Source organism: Amycolatopsis sp. NBC_00345 (genome assembly GCF_036116635.1).
Taxonomy (GTDB): Bacteria; Actinomycetota; Actinomycetes; order Mycobacteriales; family Pseudonocardiaceae; genus Amycolatopsis.
Genome location: NZ_CP107995.1, coordinates 8,116,388 through 8,132,994, shown reverse-complemented (window position 1 = coordinate 8,132,994; position 16,607 = coordinate 8,116,388). Strand labels below are relative to the sequence as shown.

The following is a 16,607-nucleotide window of genomic DNA, read 5'->3' as shown; positions in this document are numbered from 1 at the left end:
TACCGGACCCGTTTTCGGGTCCGGTAACCGGGTTACTCCCGCTCCGACAGGGTTACCTCGAGGCCGCCCGCGAGGTCCGCCGACACGTTGTAGATGAAGGCGCTCACGGTGGCCAGCGCGGACACCAGCACGATGTTGATCGCGCCGAGGATGGCGGCGATGCCGAACACGCGGCTGGCGCTGATCAGCGGCTCCGAGGACGCGTTGGCGCCCTCGCCGCCGACCAGGGACGAGTAGGTGCCGTTCAGCTTGTCCCACACGCCCATGCCGTCGAGCACCGTGTAGAGGACGCCGACGGCGACCATCCACACGAAGAACATCGCGACGCCGAGCACCAGCGCCAGCTTCAGCACCGACCAGGGGTCGAAGCGCTTGATCTGCAGGCTGGCGCGCCGGGGGCCGCGGCCCGGGCGGCGCAGCGCGCTGGGGGTGGGACGGCTGCGCCCGGCCGACGGGATGTCCTCCGCCGGCTCGGGCTGCACCGGACCCGAAGCCCCGCCGAACAGGCGGGGCGCCGCCGTGCCGGTCACCACCGGGTATTCGCTCTCGCTCACGCGCGGTCCGTCCTGCTCATGATCCGAGTAGACCACACCCTCGGTGGCGATCCCGGTCGAGACCGTGGCCTCGGAGTCACCGCCACCGTCCTTGGCGGTCCGCTGCCACGGAGGGGTTGCCGACGCGCCGTCGGCCTTCTCGGATGGTGTCACGAAGAGTCAGTCCTTACCCGTGCGTGGGGCGCCGCTCACTGCTCCGGCGCCGTGCCGTCTTCTGCCTCGGTCTCCTCGGGCGTGGTGACCACCTCGCCGTCGATGACGTCGGGGGTCTCCACGTCCGCGGATTCCTCGCCATCACTGGCGACGTCCGAACCCTCGTCGGCGTTGCGTGCGACCGCGAGAAGAGTGGTTCCGTCGCCCAGATTCATCAGGCGCACCCCCTTGGTCTGCCGACCGGCCTTCCGCACGTCGCGCGCCGGCGTGCGGATGACCCCGCCGCTCGACGTGATGGCGTACAGCTCGTCGTCGAAGTCGACGATGAGTGCCCCCACCAGCCTGCCACGTTTGCGGTCGTGCTGAATGGTGAGCACACCCTTGCCGCCGCGGCCCTGCACCGGGTAGTCCTCGATCGGCGTCCGCTTGGCGTACCCGCCGTCGGTCGCGACGAGCAGGAACTTGTCCGGCTTGACGACGCTGATGCCGAGCAGTTCGTCACCGTCGTTGAAGCGCATGCCGAGCACGCCGGACGTCGCCCGGCCCATCGGCCGCAGCGCCTCGTCGGTGGCGTGGAAGCGGATCGACTGGCCTTCCGCCGAAACCAGCAGCAGGTCGTCCTCCGCCGCCGCCAGCACCGCGCCCATCAGCTCGTCGCCCTCGCGCAGGTTGACGGCGATGAGGCCGCCGGCGCGGTTGGAGTCGAAGTCGGTGAGCTTGGTCTTCTTCACCAGGCCGCGCTTCGTGGCGAGCACCAGGTACGGCGCCACCTCGTAGTTCGGGATCTCGATGACCTGGGCGATCTTCTCGTCCGGCTGGAACGCCATGAGGTTGGCCACATGCTGGCCGCGCGCGTTCCGGTTCGCCTCGGGCAGGTCGTAGGCCTTGGTGCGGTAGACGCGGCCCTTGTTCGTGAAGAACAGGATCCAGTCGTGCGTGGAGCAGACGAAGAAGTGCTGGACGATGTCGTCCTGTTTCAGCGTGGCGCCCTGCACACCCTTGCCGCCGCGCTTCTGCGAGCGGTAGAGGTCGGTCTTGGTGCGCTTGGCGTAGCCGGTGCGGGTGATGGTGACCACCACGTCTTCGACCGCGATCAGGTCCTCGACCGACACCTCGCCGTCGAACGGGATGATCTTCGTGCGCCGGTCGTCGCCGTACTTGTCGACGATCTCCATCAGCTCTTCGCGGATGATCGAGCGCTGGCGCTCCGGCTTCTCCAGGATGTCCTTGAGGTCCGCGATCTCCAGCTCGATCTCGGCCAGCTGGTCGATGATGCGCTGGCGCTCGAGGGCGGCCAGGCGGCGCAGCTGCATGTCGAGGATCGCGGTGGCCTGGATCTCGTCGACGTCCAGCAGCTCCATCAGGGCCGGCCGGGCCTCGTCGGCCGAGGGCGAGCGCCGGATCAGGGCGATCACCTCGTCGAGCAGGTCCAGCGCCTTGACCAGGCCACGCAGGATGTGGGCCCGCTCCTCGGCCTTGCGCAGGCGGAACCGGGTCCGCCGGACGATGACCTCGACCTGGTGCGTCACGTAGTGCCGGATCATCTGGTCCAGCCGCAGCGTGCGCGGCACCTGGTCGACCAGCGCCAGCATGTTCACGCCGAAGTTCTGCTGCAGCTGGGTGTGCTTGAACAGGTTGTTCAGCACGACCTTCGCCACCGCGTCGCGCTTGAGCGTGATCACGATCCGCATGCCGGACCGGCTGTTGGACTCGTCCGCGATGTCGGCGATGCCCGTGAGCTTGCCGTCGCGCACCAGGTGCGCGATGTTCTCGACGAGGTTGTCCGGGTTCACCTGGTACGGCAGCTCGGACACGACGAGCGTGGTGCGCCCCTTCGCGTCCTCCTCGACCTCGACCACGGCGCGCATGCGCACCGAGCCGCGGCCGGTGCGGTAGGCGTCCTCGATGCCGGAGGTGCCCAGGATCATCGCCTTGGTCGGGAAGTCCGGGCCCTTGATGCGCACGAGCAACGCGGCCAGCAGCTCGTCGTCGGAGGACTCGTAGTTCTCCAGCGCCCACACGACGCCGGAAGCGACCTCGCGCAGGTTGTGCGGCGGGATGTTGGTCGCCATGCCGACCGCGATCCCGGAACCGCCGTTGACCAGCAGGTTCGGGAACCGCGCCGGCAGCACGTCCGGCTCCTGCGTACGGCCGTCGTAGTTGTCGGAGAAGTCGACGGTGTCTTCTTCGATGTCCGCCAGCATCTGCATCGCCAACGGCGCGAGGCGCGACTCCGTGTACCGCATGGCGGCGGCGGGGTCGTTGCCCGGCGAACCGAAGTTGCCCTGCCCGTCGATCAGCGGGTAGCGCATCGACCACGGCTGCGCCAGGCGCACCAGCGCGTCGTAGATCGCCGAGTCACCGTGCGGGTGGTAGTTGCCCATGACGTCGCCGACCACGCGCGAGCACTTGTTGTACCCGCGGTCCGGGCGGAAGCCGGAGTCGAACATGGAGTAGAGCACCCGGCGGTGCACCGGCTTGAGACCGTCTCGCACGTCCGGCAGCGCCCGCGACACGATCACGCTCATCGCGTAGTCGATGTAGGACCGCTGCATCTCGTGCTGGATGTCGACCGGCTCGATCCGGTCGTGGTCCGGCGCCGGCGGCAAGGTTTCCGTCATGGGTTCCTTCTCGGTGGAAAGTCCTGGGGTGGCGGTTGAGGCGGACGGCTACACGTCCAGGAAGCGAACGTCCTTGGCGTTGCGGGTGATGAACGAGCGGCGCGCTTCGACGTCCTCGCCCATCAGCACGGAGAACAGCTCGTCGGCCTGCGCCGCGTCGTCGAGGGTGACCTGGCCCAGCAGACGGTTGGCCGGGTCCATCGTGGTCTCCCACAGCTCCTCGGCGTTCATCTCGCCGAGACCCTTGTAACGCTGGATCGCGTCGTCCTTCGGCAGCCGGCGGCCGGCCTCGACCCCGGCCTGGATGACGGCGTCGCGCTCCTTGTCGGAGTAGGCGTACTCCGGCTCCTGGCGCGGCCACTTGATCTTGTACAGCGGCGGCCGCGAGAGGAAGACGTGGCCGTGCTCGATCAGCGGCGTCATGAAGCGGAACAGCAGCGTGAGCAGCAGCGTGGTGATGTGCTGGCCGTCGACGTCGGCGTCCGCCATCAGCACGATCTTGTGGTAGCGCAGCTTCGCCAGGTCGAAGTCGTCGTGGATGCCGGTGCCCAGCGCGGTGATCAGCGACTGGACCTCGGTGTTCTTGAGGACGCGGTCGATGCGGGCCTTCTCGACGTTGATGATCTTGCCGCGGATCGGCAGGATCGCCTGGTACATCGAGTCGCGGCCTTCCTTGGCGGAGCCGCCGGCCGAGTCGCCCTCCACGATGTAGAGCTCGCACTCGGCCGGGTTGGTGGAGCGGCAGTCCTTCAGCTTGCCGGGCAGGCCGCCGATCTCCAGCGCGCCCTTGCGGCGGACCAGGTCACGGGCCTTGCGCGCGGCCATCCGCGCCTGCGCCGAGGAGATCGACTTGTTGATGATCGTCTTCGACTCGGACGGATTGCGCTCGAACCAGTCGGCGAGCCACTCGTTCGACTGCTGCTGCACGAACGTCTTGGCCTCGCTGTTGCCCAGCTTGGTCTTGGTCTGCCCCTCGAACTGCGGCTCGGCCAGCTTGATGGAGACGATCGCGGCGAGGCCCTCGCGGACGTCGTCACCGGTGAGGTTCGCGTCCTTCTCCTTGAGCAGCTTCTTGTCGCGCGCGTAGGAGTTGACCACGCGCGTGAGCGCCGCGCGGAAGCCCTCCTCGTGCGTGCCGCCCTCGATCGTGTTGATCGTGTTGGCGAACGTGTACACCGACGGCGTGAACCCGTTGTTCCACTGCATCGCGACCTCGACCTCGAGGCCGGGGCCCTTGGCGTCGAAGGAGATCACGCTCTCGTGGATCGGGTCCTTGCTGGCGTTGATGTGCCGGACGAAGTCCTCGAGTCCGCCGGGGTAGCAGTAGACCTTCTCCTTGACGCGGGCCTGCTTGCCCTGGGCGTCCTGCTCGGTCTCCTCGTCGGCGACACGCTCGTCGCGCAGCGACAGGGTGAGGCCCTTGTTCAGGAACGCCATCTCCTGCAGCCGACGGGAGATCGTCTCGAAGTTGTACGTGGTCGTCTCGAAGATGCCCGAGTCGGCCCAGAAGGTGATCGTGGTGCCGGTGCCCTCGGCGGGGCCGAGGTCCTCCAGCTCACCGGCGATCTGGTCGGTGTAGAGCTGGCGCCAGCTCCGGCCGCCGACCTTGATCTCCGCGAGAAGCCTCGTCGACAGCGCGTTCACCACCGAGACGCCGACGCCGTGCAGGCCGCCGGACACCGCGTAGGAGTCGCTGTCGAACTTGCCGCCCGCGTGCAGGATGGTGAGCACGACCTCGAGGGTCGGCTTCTTCTCCTTGGGGTGCATGTCCACCGGGATGCCGCGGCCGTCGTCGACGACCCGCACCCCGCCGTCGGCCAGGAGGGTAACCTCGACCTTGGTGGCGTAACCCGCCATCGCCTCGTCCACGGAGTTGTCCACCACCTCCTGGACCAGGTGGTGGAGACCGCGTTCACCGGTGGAACCGATGTACATGCCAGGACGTTTGCGGACCGCTTCGAGGCCTTCGAGCACGGTGATGGACGACGCGTTGTACTCGCTCTTGTTCTCGGTCACCGGCGTTGTTTCTCCTCGTCTCGCCCGAGCGGACGCTCGCTACCCGTCCAGTGTACTTGGCCACGTACGCTGACATGCGGCAAGGACACCCCTCAGTGCGTCACAGACGCGCGAAATCGCCCGAAGGCGAGTCATCTCGTATCCGGACCGGCTTGACGCGGTTCTCGGGGAACTCACCCGCCGACTCGCAACCCGGGTCAGCCGTACGTGTCACGAGGCCCGCGCCCCGGCACGTGACGGGGCCCTTTCCGCCAGCTCGGAGCGGTCGGGCCCTGGATCCGCATGCGCTTGACGACGCCGTGGCCGACGCCCGCAGCGATCTTCGCCAACAACTTCCCCTGTAGCAAACGCAGCTGCGTGGCCCACGCCGTGGAACTCGCGCGCACGGTCAGCTCGCCGTCCGTGAGCGCCACCGGCTGGGCGTGCTCGGCGACGTCCTCCCCGACGAGCCGGGCCCACTGGCCGAACACCCGCGCGTTCGTCATGGTGTCCTGCCAGCCGCTGTCGGAGATCAGCCGCGAGACGAGCCGGCCGAGCGGCTGCGGGTCGCGCGCGTCCGCACCCGAGCCGGACCACCGTCGCCGGCGCGGGTTCTGGCCACCACCGCCGCCGGTGATCCGCCCACGGCGCAGGTTCGGCGGGGCGCCCCGCTCCTTGGCCTTCGCCTTGGCCGCCTCGAGCGCGGCGTGCGCGAGGTCCCGGCCGGAGGTCCGGCCGGTGGCCGGCTCATCGGCGGTGGGCTGGTTGTTGGTGGTGGGCTGGTCGGCCGCACCGCGGTTGGCCCGACGCTCGCTGGCCGGGCCCTGACCAGCCGACCCCTGGCCGCCTGCATTCTGACCGTTCGGGCTGGCGGTGTTCTGGCCGTTCGGGCCGGGGTTGGCGGCGGCCCCGTTCGCCCGGCTCTGGCCGCGCGCGTTCCAGCTGCTTGCGCTCCGGTTGGCCGCGGATCGCCCGTAGCCCGTCCGGCCGTCGGACGCCTGGCTGTTGCCCGCCTGACCGCTGGTCCGTGACCGCGTACCGGAAGACCGGCCGCCCCACTTCTGGCCACGCTCAGCCTGACCACCCTGCCCTTGACCACCCTGGGCCGGACCACCGCGAGCCCGGCCGATCGAACGCGGCCACGCGGCGGCACCGGCCGAAGGCGGCGTCGGAAGTTCTGTCGACGGTGTTGCCGAAGCCGCGGATGTCCGGCCGGTCCCGGGCAAGTCAGGAGTCCCGGGCCGGTCGAGTGCCCCGAGCCGGTCGACAGTCGCGGGCAAGTCGAGCGCGAACAGCCCCGCCGGGCCCCCGTCCGCACCCCCGTCTGCCGGGCCCCCGCCCACCGAACCTGTGGACTGTTCCCCCGATGCCGACCGCCCCGTCGCAGGCCCCCGCTCGTTCGGCCCAGCGCCGTTGTCACGCTCCGTGGCAGAGGTCGCCTCCCCACGTGGGTGACTGCCCGCGTGGGGGGTGTCAAGGCCCCCATCTGGCCGGTTGGTCACGCGCGGCGATAACCCGTTCACGGGTTTATCCACACTGTCCACAGGTTTGTCCCCAGATTGGTGGGTAACTGCTGTGGCCGCGGTCACTCCGCGTCGCCAGTTTGATCTTGCCGACGGGTCCTTCAGGCACGGGTGACCTCGCCATCAGCCACGACGAACCGGCATCCGGCCAGTTCGGTGGGCACGTCCTCGTCGACCGCCGCCGTGATGAGCACCTGCTCGGCGCCCGCCGCGACCTCCGCGAGCCGGGCCCGCCGCTTGCGGTCCAGCTCCGCGAACACATCATCCAGCAGAAGCACCGGTTCGCCGGCTTCGCCACGCAGGAGCTCGTAACTCCCGAGCCGCAGCGCTAGCGCGAACGACCAGGACTCGCCGTGGCTCGCGTAACCCTTCGCCGGCATGTCGCCGAGGATCAGGTCCAGCTCGTCACGGTGCGGCCCGACCAGGCTGATCCCGCGTTCCAGCTCGTTCTTCCGGACGTCGGCCAACGCCTTGAGCAGCAGCTCCCGCAGCACCTCCTGGTCGGCCCGCTCGCCGCCGGCCACGCCGTACGACGGCGGCAGCGCTTCGCCGAGCGAAGACTTGTACGCGATCTTCGCGGGCCGAGAGTCCGGCGCGACGCCCATGTAGGCGTCGGCCGCGTACGGGCCGAGGTCGGCGATCAGGTTCAGCCGCGCCGCGAGCAGCGCGGCGCCGGCCACCGAGAGGTGGTCGTCCCAGACCTCGAGCGTCGACAGCGCGTACGGGTCCTCGCGGCCGGTCCGGCGCTTGCCGGCGGTCTTGAGCAGGGCGTTGCGCTGCTTCAGCACCTTCTCGTAGTCGGCGCGGACGCCGGCGTACCGCGGCGCGCGCAGCACCAGCAGCTCGTCCATGAACCGCCGCCGCTCACCCGGGTCGCCGCGCACGAGCGCCAGGTCCTCCGGGGAGAACAGCACCGTGCGCAGGATCCCGAGCACGTCACGCGGCTTGCCGACCGCGCCGCGGTTGACGCGCGCGCGGTTGGCCCGGCCCGGCGTGATCTCGAGCTCGACCGTCAGCTCGCGGTCTTCGTTGACCACGGCGACCCGGACGAGCGCGCGTTCACAGCCGTGCCGGATGAGCGGCGCGTCCGTCGCGACCCGGTGCGAGCCCAGGGTCGCGACGTAGCCGATCGCCTCGAGCAGGTTCGTCTTCCCCCGGCCGTTCTGGCCGACGAGCACAACCGGCCCCGGTTCGAGGGCGAGGTCGGCCTGCGGCCAGGACCGGAAGTCGGTGACCTGGAGATGTCGCAGATACACGAGCGGGGACCGGGCCGGGAGCTAGCTCCCGGCCTTCTTCACCGCGTGGCCGCCGAACTGGTTGCGCAGCGCGGCGACGGCGCGCATCGCCGCGGAGTCCTTCTGCCGCGAGGAGAACCGGGCGAACAGCGCGGCGGAGAGCACCGGCGCCGGCACCGCGTGGTTCACGGCCTCCTCCAGCGTCCAGCGGCCCTCGCCGGAGTCCTCGACGTAGCCCTCGAGGTCATCCAGGTCCGGGTCCTCGTCCAGCGCGCGGACCAGCAGGTCGAGCAGCCAGGAGCGGACCACGGTGCCGCGCTGCCAGCCCTTGATCACGGCCGGCACGTCGTCGACGACGTTCGAGGCCTCCAGCAGCTCGAAGCCCTCGGCATAGGCCTGCATGATGCCGTACTCGATGCCGTTGTGGATCATCTTCGCGTAGTGGCCGGCGCCGACGGAGCCGGCGTGCGAGAAGCCTTCCTCGCGCGGGCCCTCCGGGCGGAGCGCGTCGAAGATCGGCATCGCGCGGGTGACCTCGGTCGCGGCGCCGCCCACCATCAGGCCGTAACCGTTGTCCTTGCCCCAGACACCGCCGGAGACGCCGCAGTCGAGGTAGCCGATGTTCTTGGCCGCGAGCAGGTCGGCGTTCAGCTTGTCGTCGGTGAACTTCGAGTTGCCGCCGTCGATCACCATGTCGCCCTCGGACAGCAGCGCGCCGAGCTCGACGATGGTCTGCCGGGTCGCGTCACCCGCGGGGACCATGATCCAGACTGTCCTCGGACCGTCCAGTTTGGACACCAGGTCGGCGAGCGAGTCGGAGTCGCTGACGTCCGGGTTGCGGTCGTAGCCGACCACCTCGTGCCCGGCGGCACGCAGCCGCTCGCGCATGTTGAAGCCCATCTTGCCCAGGCCGACGAGACCGAGCTGAACCATGAGATCCCCTTAGGTAGTAACGAAAATCCGCGGTGTGGACGCCCGGGTCAGCCGGGCAGCCGGACCGGCATCAGCAGGTACAGGTAGCCGGGGACGACGTTGCCCTCGGCGTCGGCGGGCTTGATCAGCGCCGGCCGGTTCGGGGTGGTGAACGTCAGCTCGGCGCGATCGCTGTGCAGCGCGCCGAGGCCGTCGACGAGGTAACCCGGGTTGAAGGCGATGGTCACCGGCTCGCCCTCGTAGTCGACCTGCAGCTCCTCTTCGGCGCTGCCCTCGTCGTCGCCGCCGGCGGACAGCCGCAGCGAGCCGTCGGCGAATTCGAGCCGCACCTGCGTGCCGCGCTCGGCGACCAGCGACACGCGCTTGATCGACTCGGCGAGCGCGGAGACGTCGATGACCGCGCGGGAGGTGTGGCTGGCCGGCAGCAGCTGCCGGTACGGCGGGAACTCCGCGTCGAGCAGGCGGGTGGTCGTGTACCGGCCGTTGCCGGACAGGCCGAGCAGGCCCTCGCCACTGGCGAGCGCGAGCTTGACCGTGCTGCCGGCGCTGCCGAGCGTCTTCGCGGCCTCGGCCAGCGTGCGCGCCGGGACAAGCACCGCGGCGTCGGCCAGGCCCTCGGTGGGCTTCCAGGTGAACTCGCGCATGGCGAGGCGGAAGCGGTCGGTGGCCACCAGCGTCAGCGTGCTGCCGGAGATCTCCAGCCGCATGCCGGTCAGCATCGGGAGCGTGTCGTCCTTGCCCGCCGCGGTGACCACCTGCGTCACGGCCTGGCCGAAGACGTCGCCGGTGAGCTCACCGGCGAACGCGGGCTGGGCCGGCAGCTGCGGGTAGTCCTCGACCGGCATGGTCGGGAGGCTGAAGCGGGCGCTGCCACAGGTGATCGTCGCGCGGGAGCCGTCGACGGAGATCTCCACCGGCTGCGCGGGCAGCGCCTTGGTGATGTCGGCCAGCAGCCGGCCGGACACCAGCAGGCGGCCGCCGTCGGCGATCGTCGCCGGGACGCCCACCGTGGCGGACACCTCGTAGTCGAAGCCGGACACCGTGAGCGCGTCGCTCTCCCCGTCCGCGCCTGCGTCGAGCAGCACACCGCCCAGGACCGGCACCGGAGGCCGGGACGGGAGGCTTCTGGCCACCCAGGCGACGGCGTCGGCGAGCCCGTCGCGCTCGACGCGGATCTTCATGCGCGCATCCTTTCGACAGCCGAGCCCCTCGGCTCGTGAAGGGTCGACGGGGTACCGGCCCATGAGTACCGCGCGACCGGGTCCCCACCGGTCTGGCCCGGATCCCGTACCGGGGTCGGCGCGGGGTTCGGACCAGGTGCAGACATCCACGTTAGGCCGTCGCCGGGGTTGCCGTCACCTCGGCCTCCCCTTGCGTTTGTCGACAAGACGACAGCGTTCGCCGGTTGTCCCCAACTTCGTCCATCGCCTGTTTTTGTTCTGTTCTCTTCTTAAAAAGATCTAAGGGCAGTGACAGTAATAGGGGCTGTGGATTGTGTGGATGGAGCTCGTTCGCGCAGGTCGGGGTACGCGCGGGGGTGTGGAGAGCCCTGGTGGTGGATCCGTGGACAGCTCGGGCCACCCGTGGATGGTTTCGGGCGATGGCCGATCTGTCCACAATCGGGCCTAGTTGTCCCCATGGTTATCCCCAGCTGTGAGCCGAGTTGTACCCAGGCTCTGTGGGTCTCGGCGGCCCTCCGATTCGCTCTGGCGAGTGACGGGCGGTGCATGTGGATCACGTGTGGGCAACCTGTGGAATCAACGTGGACAACCCTGTGGACAGTCTGTGGATTCAGTGTGGGCGGGGTGTGGACGGATTCGGCGTCGTCGCAGGCTGAGAACTCGTTGGGGCTGTGGGCAAACTGCACACAGGGTGGGGAAAACCCCTTGTGTATCAATGGGTTTGAGGATTCCTGCGTACGCGGGTGTACGTGGCCGACAGCACAGCCGTTTGCTTCGCTGCTTCGGGCGCCTTCGTCCACGTGGGACCCGCGTACGCGGCGAAGTGTTGTTTGGTAAGGGAAACGACACCGGACTGAAGAGGCGACGACCTGAAGAGACACCGGCTCGCGAGGGACTGGCCTAAGAGACTGGGGCCGAAACGACTGGGGCCGAAACGACAAAGCCGCGCGCATGCCGTCCCCGCCCCAGTGGACGGTGACGCCTCGCGCGCGGCTCAGCGGAGATTCGGGAAAGCGGCTACTGGCGGGCGCGCTGCTTGATGCGCGACGTCAGCTCCTGCACCTGGTCGTAGATACGGCGGCGCTCCGCCATCTCCTTGCGGATCTTCTTGTCCGCGTGCATCACGGTGGTGTGGTCGCGGCCGCCGAAGGTCTGGCCGATCTTCGGCAGCGACATGTCGGTCAGCTCGCGGCAGAGGTACATCGAGATCTGGCGGGCGGTGGCGAGCGCCTTCGTCTTGCCCGGGCCGCAGAGGTCGTCGAGCGTGACATCGAAGAACTCCGCCGTGACGCCCATGATGGTCGGCGCCGTGATCTCCGGGGCGTGGGAGTCCGGGATCAGGTCGCGCAGCACGATCTCGGCCAGGCCGATGTCGACTGCCTGCTGGTTCAGCGAGGCGAACGCCGTGACGCGGATCAGCGCGCCCTCCAGCTCGCGGATGTTCGCCTCGACCCGCGACGCGATGAACTCCAGCACCTCGCCGGGCACCGCGAGCCGGTCCTGCGCGGCCTTCTTGCGCAGGATGGCGATGCGGGTTTCGAGCTCCGGCGGCTGGATGTCGGTGATCAGGCCCCACTCGAACCGCGTCCGCAGCCGGTCCTCCAGCGTCTCCAGCCGCTTGGGCGGCCGGTCGGAGGAGACGACGATCTGCTTGTTCGCGTTGTGCAGCGTGTTGAAGGTGTGGAAGAACTCCTCCTGGGTGCCTTCCTTGCCCTCCAGGAACTGGATGTCGTCCACGAGCAGGATGTCGATGTCGCGGTAGCGGCGCTGGAAGGCGACCTTGCGGTCGTCTCGCAGCGAGTTGATGAAGTCGTTCGTGAACTCTTCGGTCGACACGTACCGCACGCGCATGCCGGGGAACAGCCGCTGCGCGTAGTGCCCGACGGCGTGCAGCAGGTGCGTCTTGCCGAGCCCGGACTCGCCCCAGATGAACAGCGGGTTGTACGCGCGGGCCGGCGCTTCGGCGACGGCGAACGCGGCGGCGTGCGCGAAGCGGTTCGACGCGCCGATGACAAACGTGTCGAAGGTGTACTTCTCGTTCAGCTTCGTCTTCGACGTCTGCGGCTGCGCGGGCGCGGTGTACGGCTGCCCGGCGGTCGGCTGCCCGGAGAAGGACGGCCAGATCTCGTGCACGGCGGCGAGGGCGTCGCCCTCTTCGTCCACTTCTTCATCCGTGTCGTCGGAGTCCTCGGCGGACAGCTGCTGCCCGGCGGACATCTGCTGCGGCGGCGCGGGCCGCGCGGCGCCGGCCGCGGGCATCATGCCGTTGCCGTCGAAGGCCGGGCGCGACGGCTCGGCCAGCTGCCCGGCGCGGTTCTCGTGCCTGCTGTTCTCGAGGTGGCCGTTGCCGTTCTCGGGCCGGCCGTTTTCCACTCTCGCGGGTGACGGGGCGTACCGGGGCGCGGGCGCCGGAGCGACGGCTTCGGTGCTGTCGACCTTCACTGCGAGTGAGACGGTGCGGCCGAGGCGGCGGGACAGCGCGTCGGTGATCGCGCCGCGCAGTCCGCGTTCGATCGCTTCCTTCGCGAAGTCGCTGGGGGCGGCCAGCAGAGCGGTGCCGTCGAGCAGGCCGATCGGCCGGGTGACGCGCATCCAGGCCCGCTGCTGCGGCGACAGGGTGCCGTTCGACAGCTCCCGCACCACCTGCTCCCAGATGACACCTAGATTGTGCTGGTGCTCGGACACCTGTCTGGCTCCCCTCCCCTCGGCGGCGTGGACGGCGAAGTCACCCCAAACACGCCCGGAACTCTCCCTCGGACGTCATCTTGGACCGACCTGCGCGCGGGCACAGCGAATATCCACATAGTTGTCCACAGCTGTGCACTAATGTACGGCGGCCCGCGGCCACGCCACGTGCGGGTTCGACGTTCGCCCCGGGTGCCTCCACACCCTGGCAGTGATCCCGCCGCCACCTCGTCCGGTGACCCGAGAGAGGCACGCTAACAAGCCCCGCTCGCTGCCACAAGGCGTCGTCGCGCGCAAGCATTTCACGCTGTACGGCGTGTTGCCATTCGGTGCCGGGGCGTGCTGGAAGGCCCGGGCCAGGCCTGGTCGCGGTGCGTGGCGGAGGGGTGCCTTCACGGCTCTCGACCGGGGTGCGTACCCTCGTAAGGTCTCCCGTAAGCGACGGGCGCGTTTCGCGTGCCCACGTACGTCGTCGCTCGTCGTGACGAGGCCACACGTTGGTAGGAGACACCAGAGACTGCCGTGCGACCGCACGACATGCCGGTAGACGGCCGAAAATCCGTCGCCCGACGGCCGACACATCAGGAGAAGCAGTGAGCAAGGGTAAGCGCACCTTCCAGCCGAACAACCGCCGACGCGCCCGGGTCCACGGTTTCCGCCTCCGCATGCGGACTCGTGCGGGCCGGTCCATCCTGGCGGCCCGCCGTCGCAAGGGCCGCGGCGCTCTGTCCGCCTGATCCGGCTCGTCGAGGCGCGCCGTGCTGCCCGTTGCCGCACGTCTGCGGCGGAGTGAGGACTTCCGGGTCGTCCTTCGCCGGGGGTCCCGGGCAGGCAGGCGTCATCTCGTCGTCCATGCGTTGACCACGGACCCGTCCGAGGCCGCACCCGATGCGGTCAGGGCGGGTTTTGTGGTGAGCAAGGCCGTCGGGAACTCGGTGGTCCGCCACCGCGTCTCCCGGCGGCTGCGGCATCTCGTTTCCGCGCGGCTCGGAACACTGCCCCCCGGCAGCTCGTTGGTGGTACGGGCATTACCTCCGGCGGCGTCCGCTTCCAGTGCGGAGCTCGGCGCCGACCTCGACGCGGCGTTGCGCCGGCTCGGTCTCGCGCCGCACCGTCGTCCGGCCGGGGACGGTGCTCCCCGGCAGCCGCGTCAGCAGGACACGGCCCCCGACCACGGATCAGCGGTGTAACGGCAATGCAAGCCACTCCCGAGCACGACGCCAGCGAGGCACCCGAGGAACCCGAGGTGCGGGCCCCGGAGGCCCGCCCCGGCCCGGTCGCCTGGGTGCTGCTCCTTCCCATCAAGTTCTATCGCAAGGCGATCTCCCCCTTCTTGCCGCCGGCCTGTCGCTTCTACCCGAGCTGCAGCGCGTACGCAGTCGAAGCCCTGACCCGGCACGGCGCCGGCCGCGGCTCCTACCTCGCGCTGCGCCGGCTGCTCCGCTGCGGCCCGTGGACGCCACCCGGCCGCGACCCGGTCCCCGAGAAGTTCTCGTGGCGACACCGCATGCCTGAAACACCGATCGAGGAGTAGCTCAGTGCTCGATTTCATCTACTACCCCGTGTCCTTCATCTTGTGGTGTTGGCACAAGGTCTTCGGCTTCGCGTTCGGCGACGCCTCGGCCATCTCCTGGATCCTCGGCATCATCTTCCTGACGTTCACCGTCCGCGGCATCATGTTCAAGCCGTTCGTGAACCAGGTCCGGTCGATGAAGAAGATGCAGGACTTCGCGCCGGAGATGAAGAAGGTCCAGAAGAAGTACGCGAACGACCGGCAGCGCCAGGCGCAGGAGATGCAGAAGCTCCAGCGCGAGCACGGCGTCAACCCGCTCGGCAGCTGCCTTCCGATGCTTCTCCAGATCCCGGTGTTCATCGGCCTGAACCACGTGCTCCGCGCGTTCACCATCCCGCCCGCCGGCGGTGGCGCGAAGACGGAGAACTACTTCTTCAGCCAGTCCGACGTCCACTCCTACGTCAGCGCGAAGCTGTTCGGGGTCAACCTCGGCGAGGCCGTGAACAACGGCGTCGGCGTCGTGAGCGGTGGAGTCGCCGGCAGCGGCTGGCACTGGAACGTGCTGCCGGTCGCGCTGCCCCTGATGATCGTCGCGGCCATCGCCACGCACCTCACTGCGCGGCACTCGGTCGCCCGGCAGAACGCCGCGTCGGCCACCTCGCAGACCGCGATCATGAACAAGCTGACCATGTACGTCTTCCCGCTCGGTGTGCTCGTGTTCGGTGCGCTGTTCCCGCTCGGCCTGCTCTTCTACTGGCTGGCGAACAACGGCTGGACCCTGATGCAGCAGCGCCTCGTCTACACGAAGATCGACAAGGAAGAGAAGGCTCGCAAGGAGGAAGCCGCCGAGAAGCGCGCGTCGCTCGGCCCGAAGCCGGGCCAGAAGCCGACCGCGCCGAAGGTCGGGCAGAAGCCGGTCCAGCAGAAGAAGAACCAGTCGTCCGGCAGCGGGCAGCAGGGCAAGGTGACCAAGGCGGGCTCTGCCCACGGTTTCGCGCAGACGTCCTCGTCCTCCGGCGGCGTCGAGAGCAAGCCGTCCGCCACACCGGAGAACACGACCACCCCGTCCGAGCCGGAGAAGCAGCCGGCTCAGAACGGATCGAAGGAGAACGGCACCGGGGTGCCGGGGCTCCTCAAGGACTCGAACAGGAAGTCGGGCCGGAAGCGTCGCTGACGTCGATCCGGTTCGGAGAGGAGACGAATGATGTCGGAGACGGTCGACACGATCGAAGCCGATCAGGATGACGCGGGCGTGGCCGAGACTGCCGCCGCCCCCGCGGAGAAGCAGGGAGGTGCCGACGACTCCCTCGTACAGGAGGGTGACATCGCCGGCGACTACCTGGAGCGCCTGCTGGACCTGCTCGACTACGACGGGGACATCGACCTCGACGTCGAGGCCGGTCGCGCGATCGTGAGCATCGACGGCGGTGAGGACCTGGAGAAGCTCGTCGGGCCGCGCGGCACCGTGCTCGAGTCGCTGCAGGAGCTGACCCGCCTCGCCGTCCAGCAGGAGACCGGCTCGCGTAGCCGCCTCATGCTGGACATCGCGGGCTGGCGCGCGGACCGTCGCGAGGAGCTCCGCGAGCTCGGCCGCTCCACGGCCGAGTCGGTGCTCTCGAGCGGCGAGCGCGTGCGGTTGCAGCCCATGAGCCCGTTCGAGCGCAAGGTGGTGCACGACGCGGTCGCGACCGTCGAGGGCGTCACGAGCGAGAGCGAGGGCGAGGACCCGAAGCGTCGTGTGGTGATCTTCCCGGAGGGCTGACGCCTTCCTGTTTCACTGAGAACTGAGCACTGAGCCGAAGCGGCCCGCTGGACACTCGTCCGGCGGGCCGCTTCGTTTGTGTCCGGCTGTGCTGGAACGCCGACCCCTCAGCGGGTGACGCGACTGGAACTGAGGCATGCGCCCGGGCCGTTGATGGCGAGCATCCTCGGTCCGGGTGGTGCGACGCGGATGCACGCGATCGAGTACGCCTGGCTCGACAGGATGCGCGCGGTTCACCTCTTCGCCTACCGACTGCCCGCCGATGCGTTCACACCGTACGACTCCCCCAAGTCTCATGCCCACGTGTTTACGGGCGCTGTCTCGCCGCTCGGGCCGCCGGAGCGTCTCCGCAACGCTGCCCCTCGGAAGTAGACGCCCGGACCGTTCGCGAGGTCGGCGTCGCTGAGCGAATTACAAGCGTGGCGTTTCACGTGAAACGCGCCCATCCGGTC

At 69.2% G+C, this 16,607-nt stretch carries 14 protein-coding genes; 6 read left to right on the top strand and 8 right to left on the bottom strand.

Annotation, left to right across the window (positions count from 1 at the left end):
- Positions 1 to 32: 32 nt before the first annotated feature.
- The 8 genes from OG943_RS36695 to dnaA form a co-directional block, all read right to left on the bottom strand.
- The gene (locus OG943_RS36695) at positions 33 to 707 is read right to left on the bottom strand and encodes a DUF3566 domain-containing protein (RefSeq protein ID WP_328605503.1); all 675 of its coding nucleotides are present in this window, start codon (positions 705 to 707) and stop codon (positions 33 to 35) included.
- Positions 708 to 742: 35 nt separating this feature from the next.
- Entirely contained in the window at positions 743 to 3,328 is a 2,586-nt protein-coding gene (gene gyrA / locus OG943_RS36690; RefSeq protein WP_328605502.1) for a DNA gyrase subunit A, read from the bottom strand.
- Between the two features lie 48 nt (positions 3,329 to 3,376).
- Entirely contained in the window at positions 3,377 to 5,344 is a 1,968-nt protein-coding gene (gene gyrB, locus OG943_RS36685) for a DNA topoisomerase (ATP-hydrolyzing) subunit B (protein WP_328605501.1), read from the bottom strand.
- Between the two features lie 197 nt (positions 5,345 to 5,541).
- Positions 5,542 to 6,549, bottom strand: a complete 1,008-nt coding sequence (locus OG943_RS48525; protein WP_442874619.1) for a DciA family protein — start codon at positions 6,547 to 6,549, stop codon at positions 5,542 to 5,544.
- 398 nt (positions 6,550 to 6,947) lie between these two features.
- Positions 6,948 to 8,102: a DNA replication/repair protein RecF gene (gene recF / locus OG943_RS36675; RefSeq protein ID WP_328605500.1), complete on the bottom strand. Its 1,155-nt coding sequence runs from the start codon at positions 8,100 to 8,102 to the stop codon at positions 6,948 to 6,950.
- A 21-nt stretch (positions 8,103 to 8,123) separates the two neighbouring features.
- Entirely contained in the window at positions 8,124 to 9,014 is an 891-nt protein-coding gene (gene gnd, locus OG943_RS36670; protein ID WP_328605499.1) for a phosphogluconate dehydrogenase (NAD(+)-dependent, decarboxylating), read from the bottom strand.
- A 47-nt stretch (positions 9,015 to 9,061) separates the two neighbouring features.
- The gene (gene dnaN / locus OG943_RS36665; RefSeq protein WP_328605498.1) at positions 9,062 to 10,195 is read right to left on the bottom strand and encodes a DNA polymerase III subunit beta; all 1,134 of its coding nucleotides are present in this window, start codon (positions 10,193 to 10,195) and stop codon (positions 9,062 to 9,064) included.
- Between the two features lie 1,017 nt (positions 10,196 to 11,212).
- Positions 11,213 to 12,880 carry a chromosomal replication initiator protein DnaA gene (dnaA, locus tag OG943_RS36660; RefSeq protein ID WP_328605497.1) on the bottom strand — a complete coding sequence of 556 codons (1,668 nt, stop codon included), beginning with the start codon at positions 12,878 to 12,880 and terminating at the stop codon, positions 11,213 to 11,215.
- 593 nt (positions 12,881 to 13,473) lie between these two features.
- On the opposite strand from dnaA, the gene rpmH reads away from it, so the two are divergent.
- The 6 genes from rpmH to OG943_RS36630 all read left to right on the top strand — a co-directional run bounded on the left by rpmH (position 13,474) and on the right by OG943_RS36630 (position 16,527).
- Positions 13,474 to 13,617: a 50S ribosomal protein L34 gene (gene rpmH, locus OG943_RS36655; RefSeq protein WP_091624469.1), complete on the top strand. Its 144-nt coding sequence runs from the start codon at positions 13,474 to 13,476 to the stop codon at positions 13,615 to 13,617.
- A 21-nt stretch (positions 13,618 to 13,638) separates the two neighbouring features.
- Positions 13,639 to 14,070, top strand: coding sequence for a ribonuclease P protein component (gene rnpA / locus OG943_RS36650; protein WP_328605496.1), 432 nt, complete (start codon positions 13,639 to 13,641; stop codon positions 14,068 to 14,070).
- A 5-nt stretch (positions 14,071 to 14,075) separates the two neighbouring features.
- A complete protein-coding gene (yidD, locus tag OG943_RS36645; RefSeq protein ID WP_328605495.1) occupies positions 14,076 to 14,414 on the top strand; it encodes a membrane protein insertion efficiency factor YidD in 339 nt (112 codons plus the stop codon).
- Positions 14,415 to 14,418: 4 nt separating this feature from the next.
- The gene (gene yidC / locus OG943_RS36640; RefSeq protein ID WP_328605494.1) at positions 14,419 to 15,567 is read left to right on the top strand and encodes a membrane protein insertase YidC; all 1,149 of its coding nucleotides are present in this window, start codon (positions 14,419 to 14,421) and stop codon (positions 15,565 to 15,567) included.
- A gap of 30 nt (positions 15,568 to 15,597) precedes the next feature.
- Positions 15,598 to 16,155, top strand: a complete 558-nt coding sequence (locus OG943_RS36635) for a Jag family protein (protein ID WP_328605493.1) — start codon at positions 15,598 to 15,600, stop codon at positions 16,153 to 16,155.
- A gap of 153 nt (positions 16,156 to 16,308) precedes the next feature.
- The gene (locus OG943_RS36630) at positions 16,309 to 16,527 is read left to right on the top strand and encodes a DUF6886 family protein (protein ID WP_328612247.1); all 219 of its coding nucleotides are present in this window, start codon (positions 16,309 to 16,311) and stop codon (positions 16,525 to 16,527) included.
- Positions 16,528 to 16,607 lie beyond the last annotated feature (80 nt).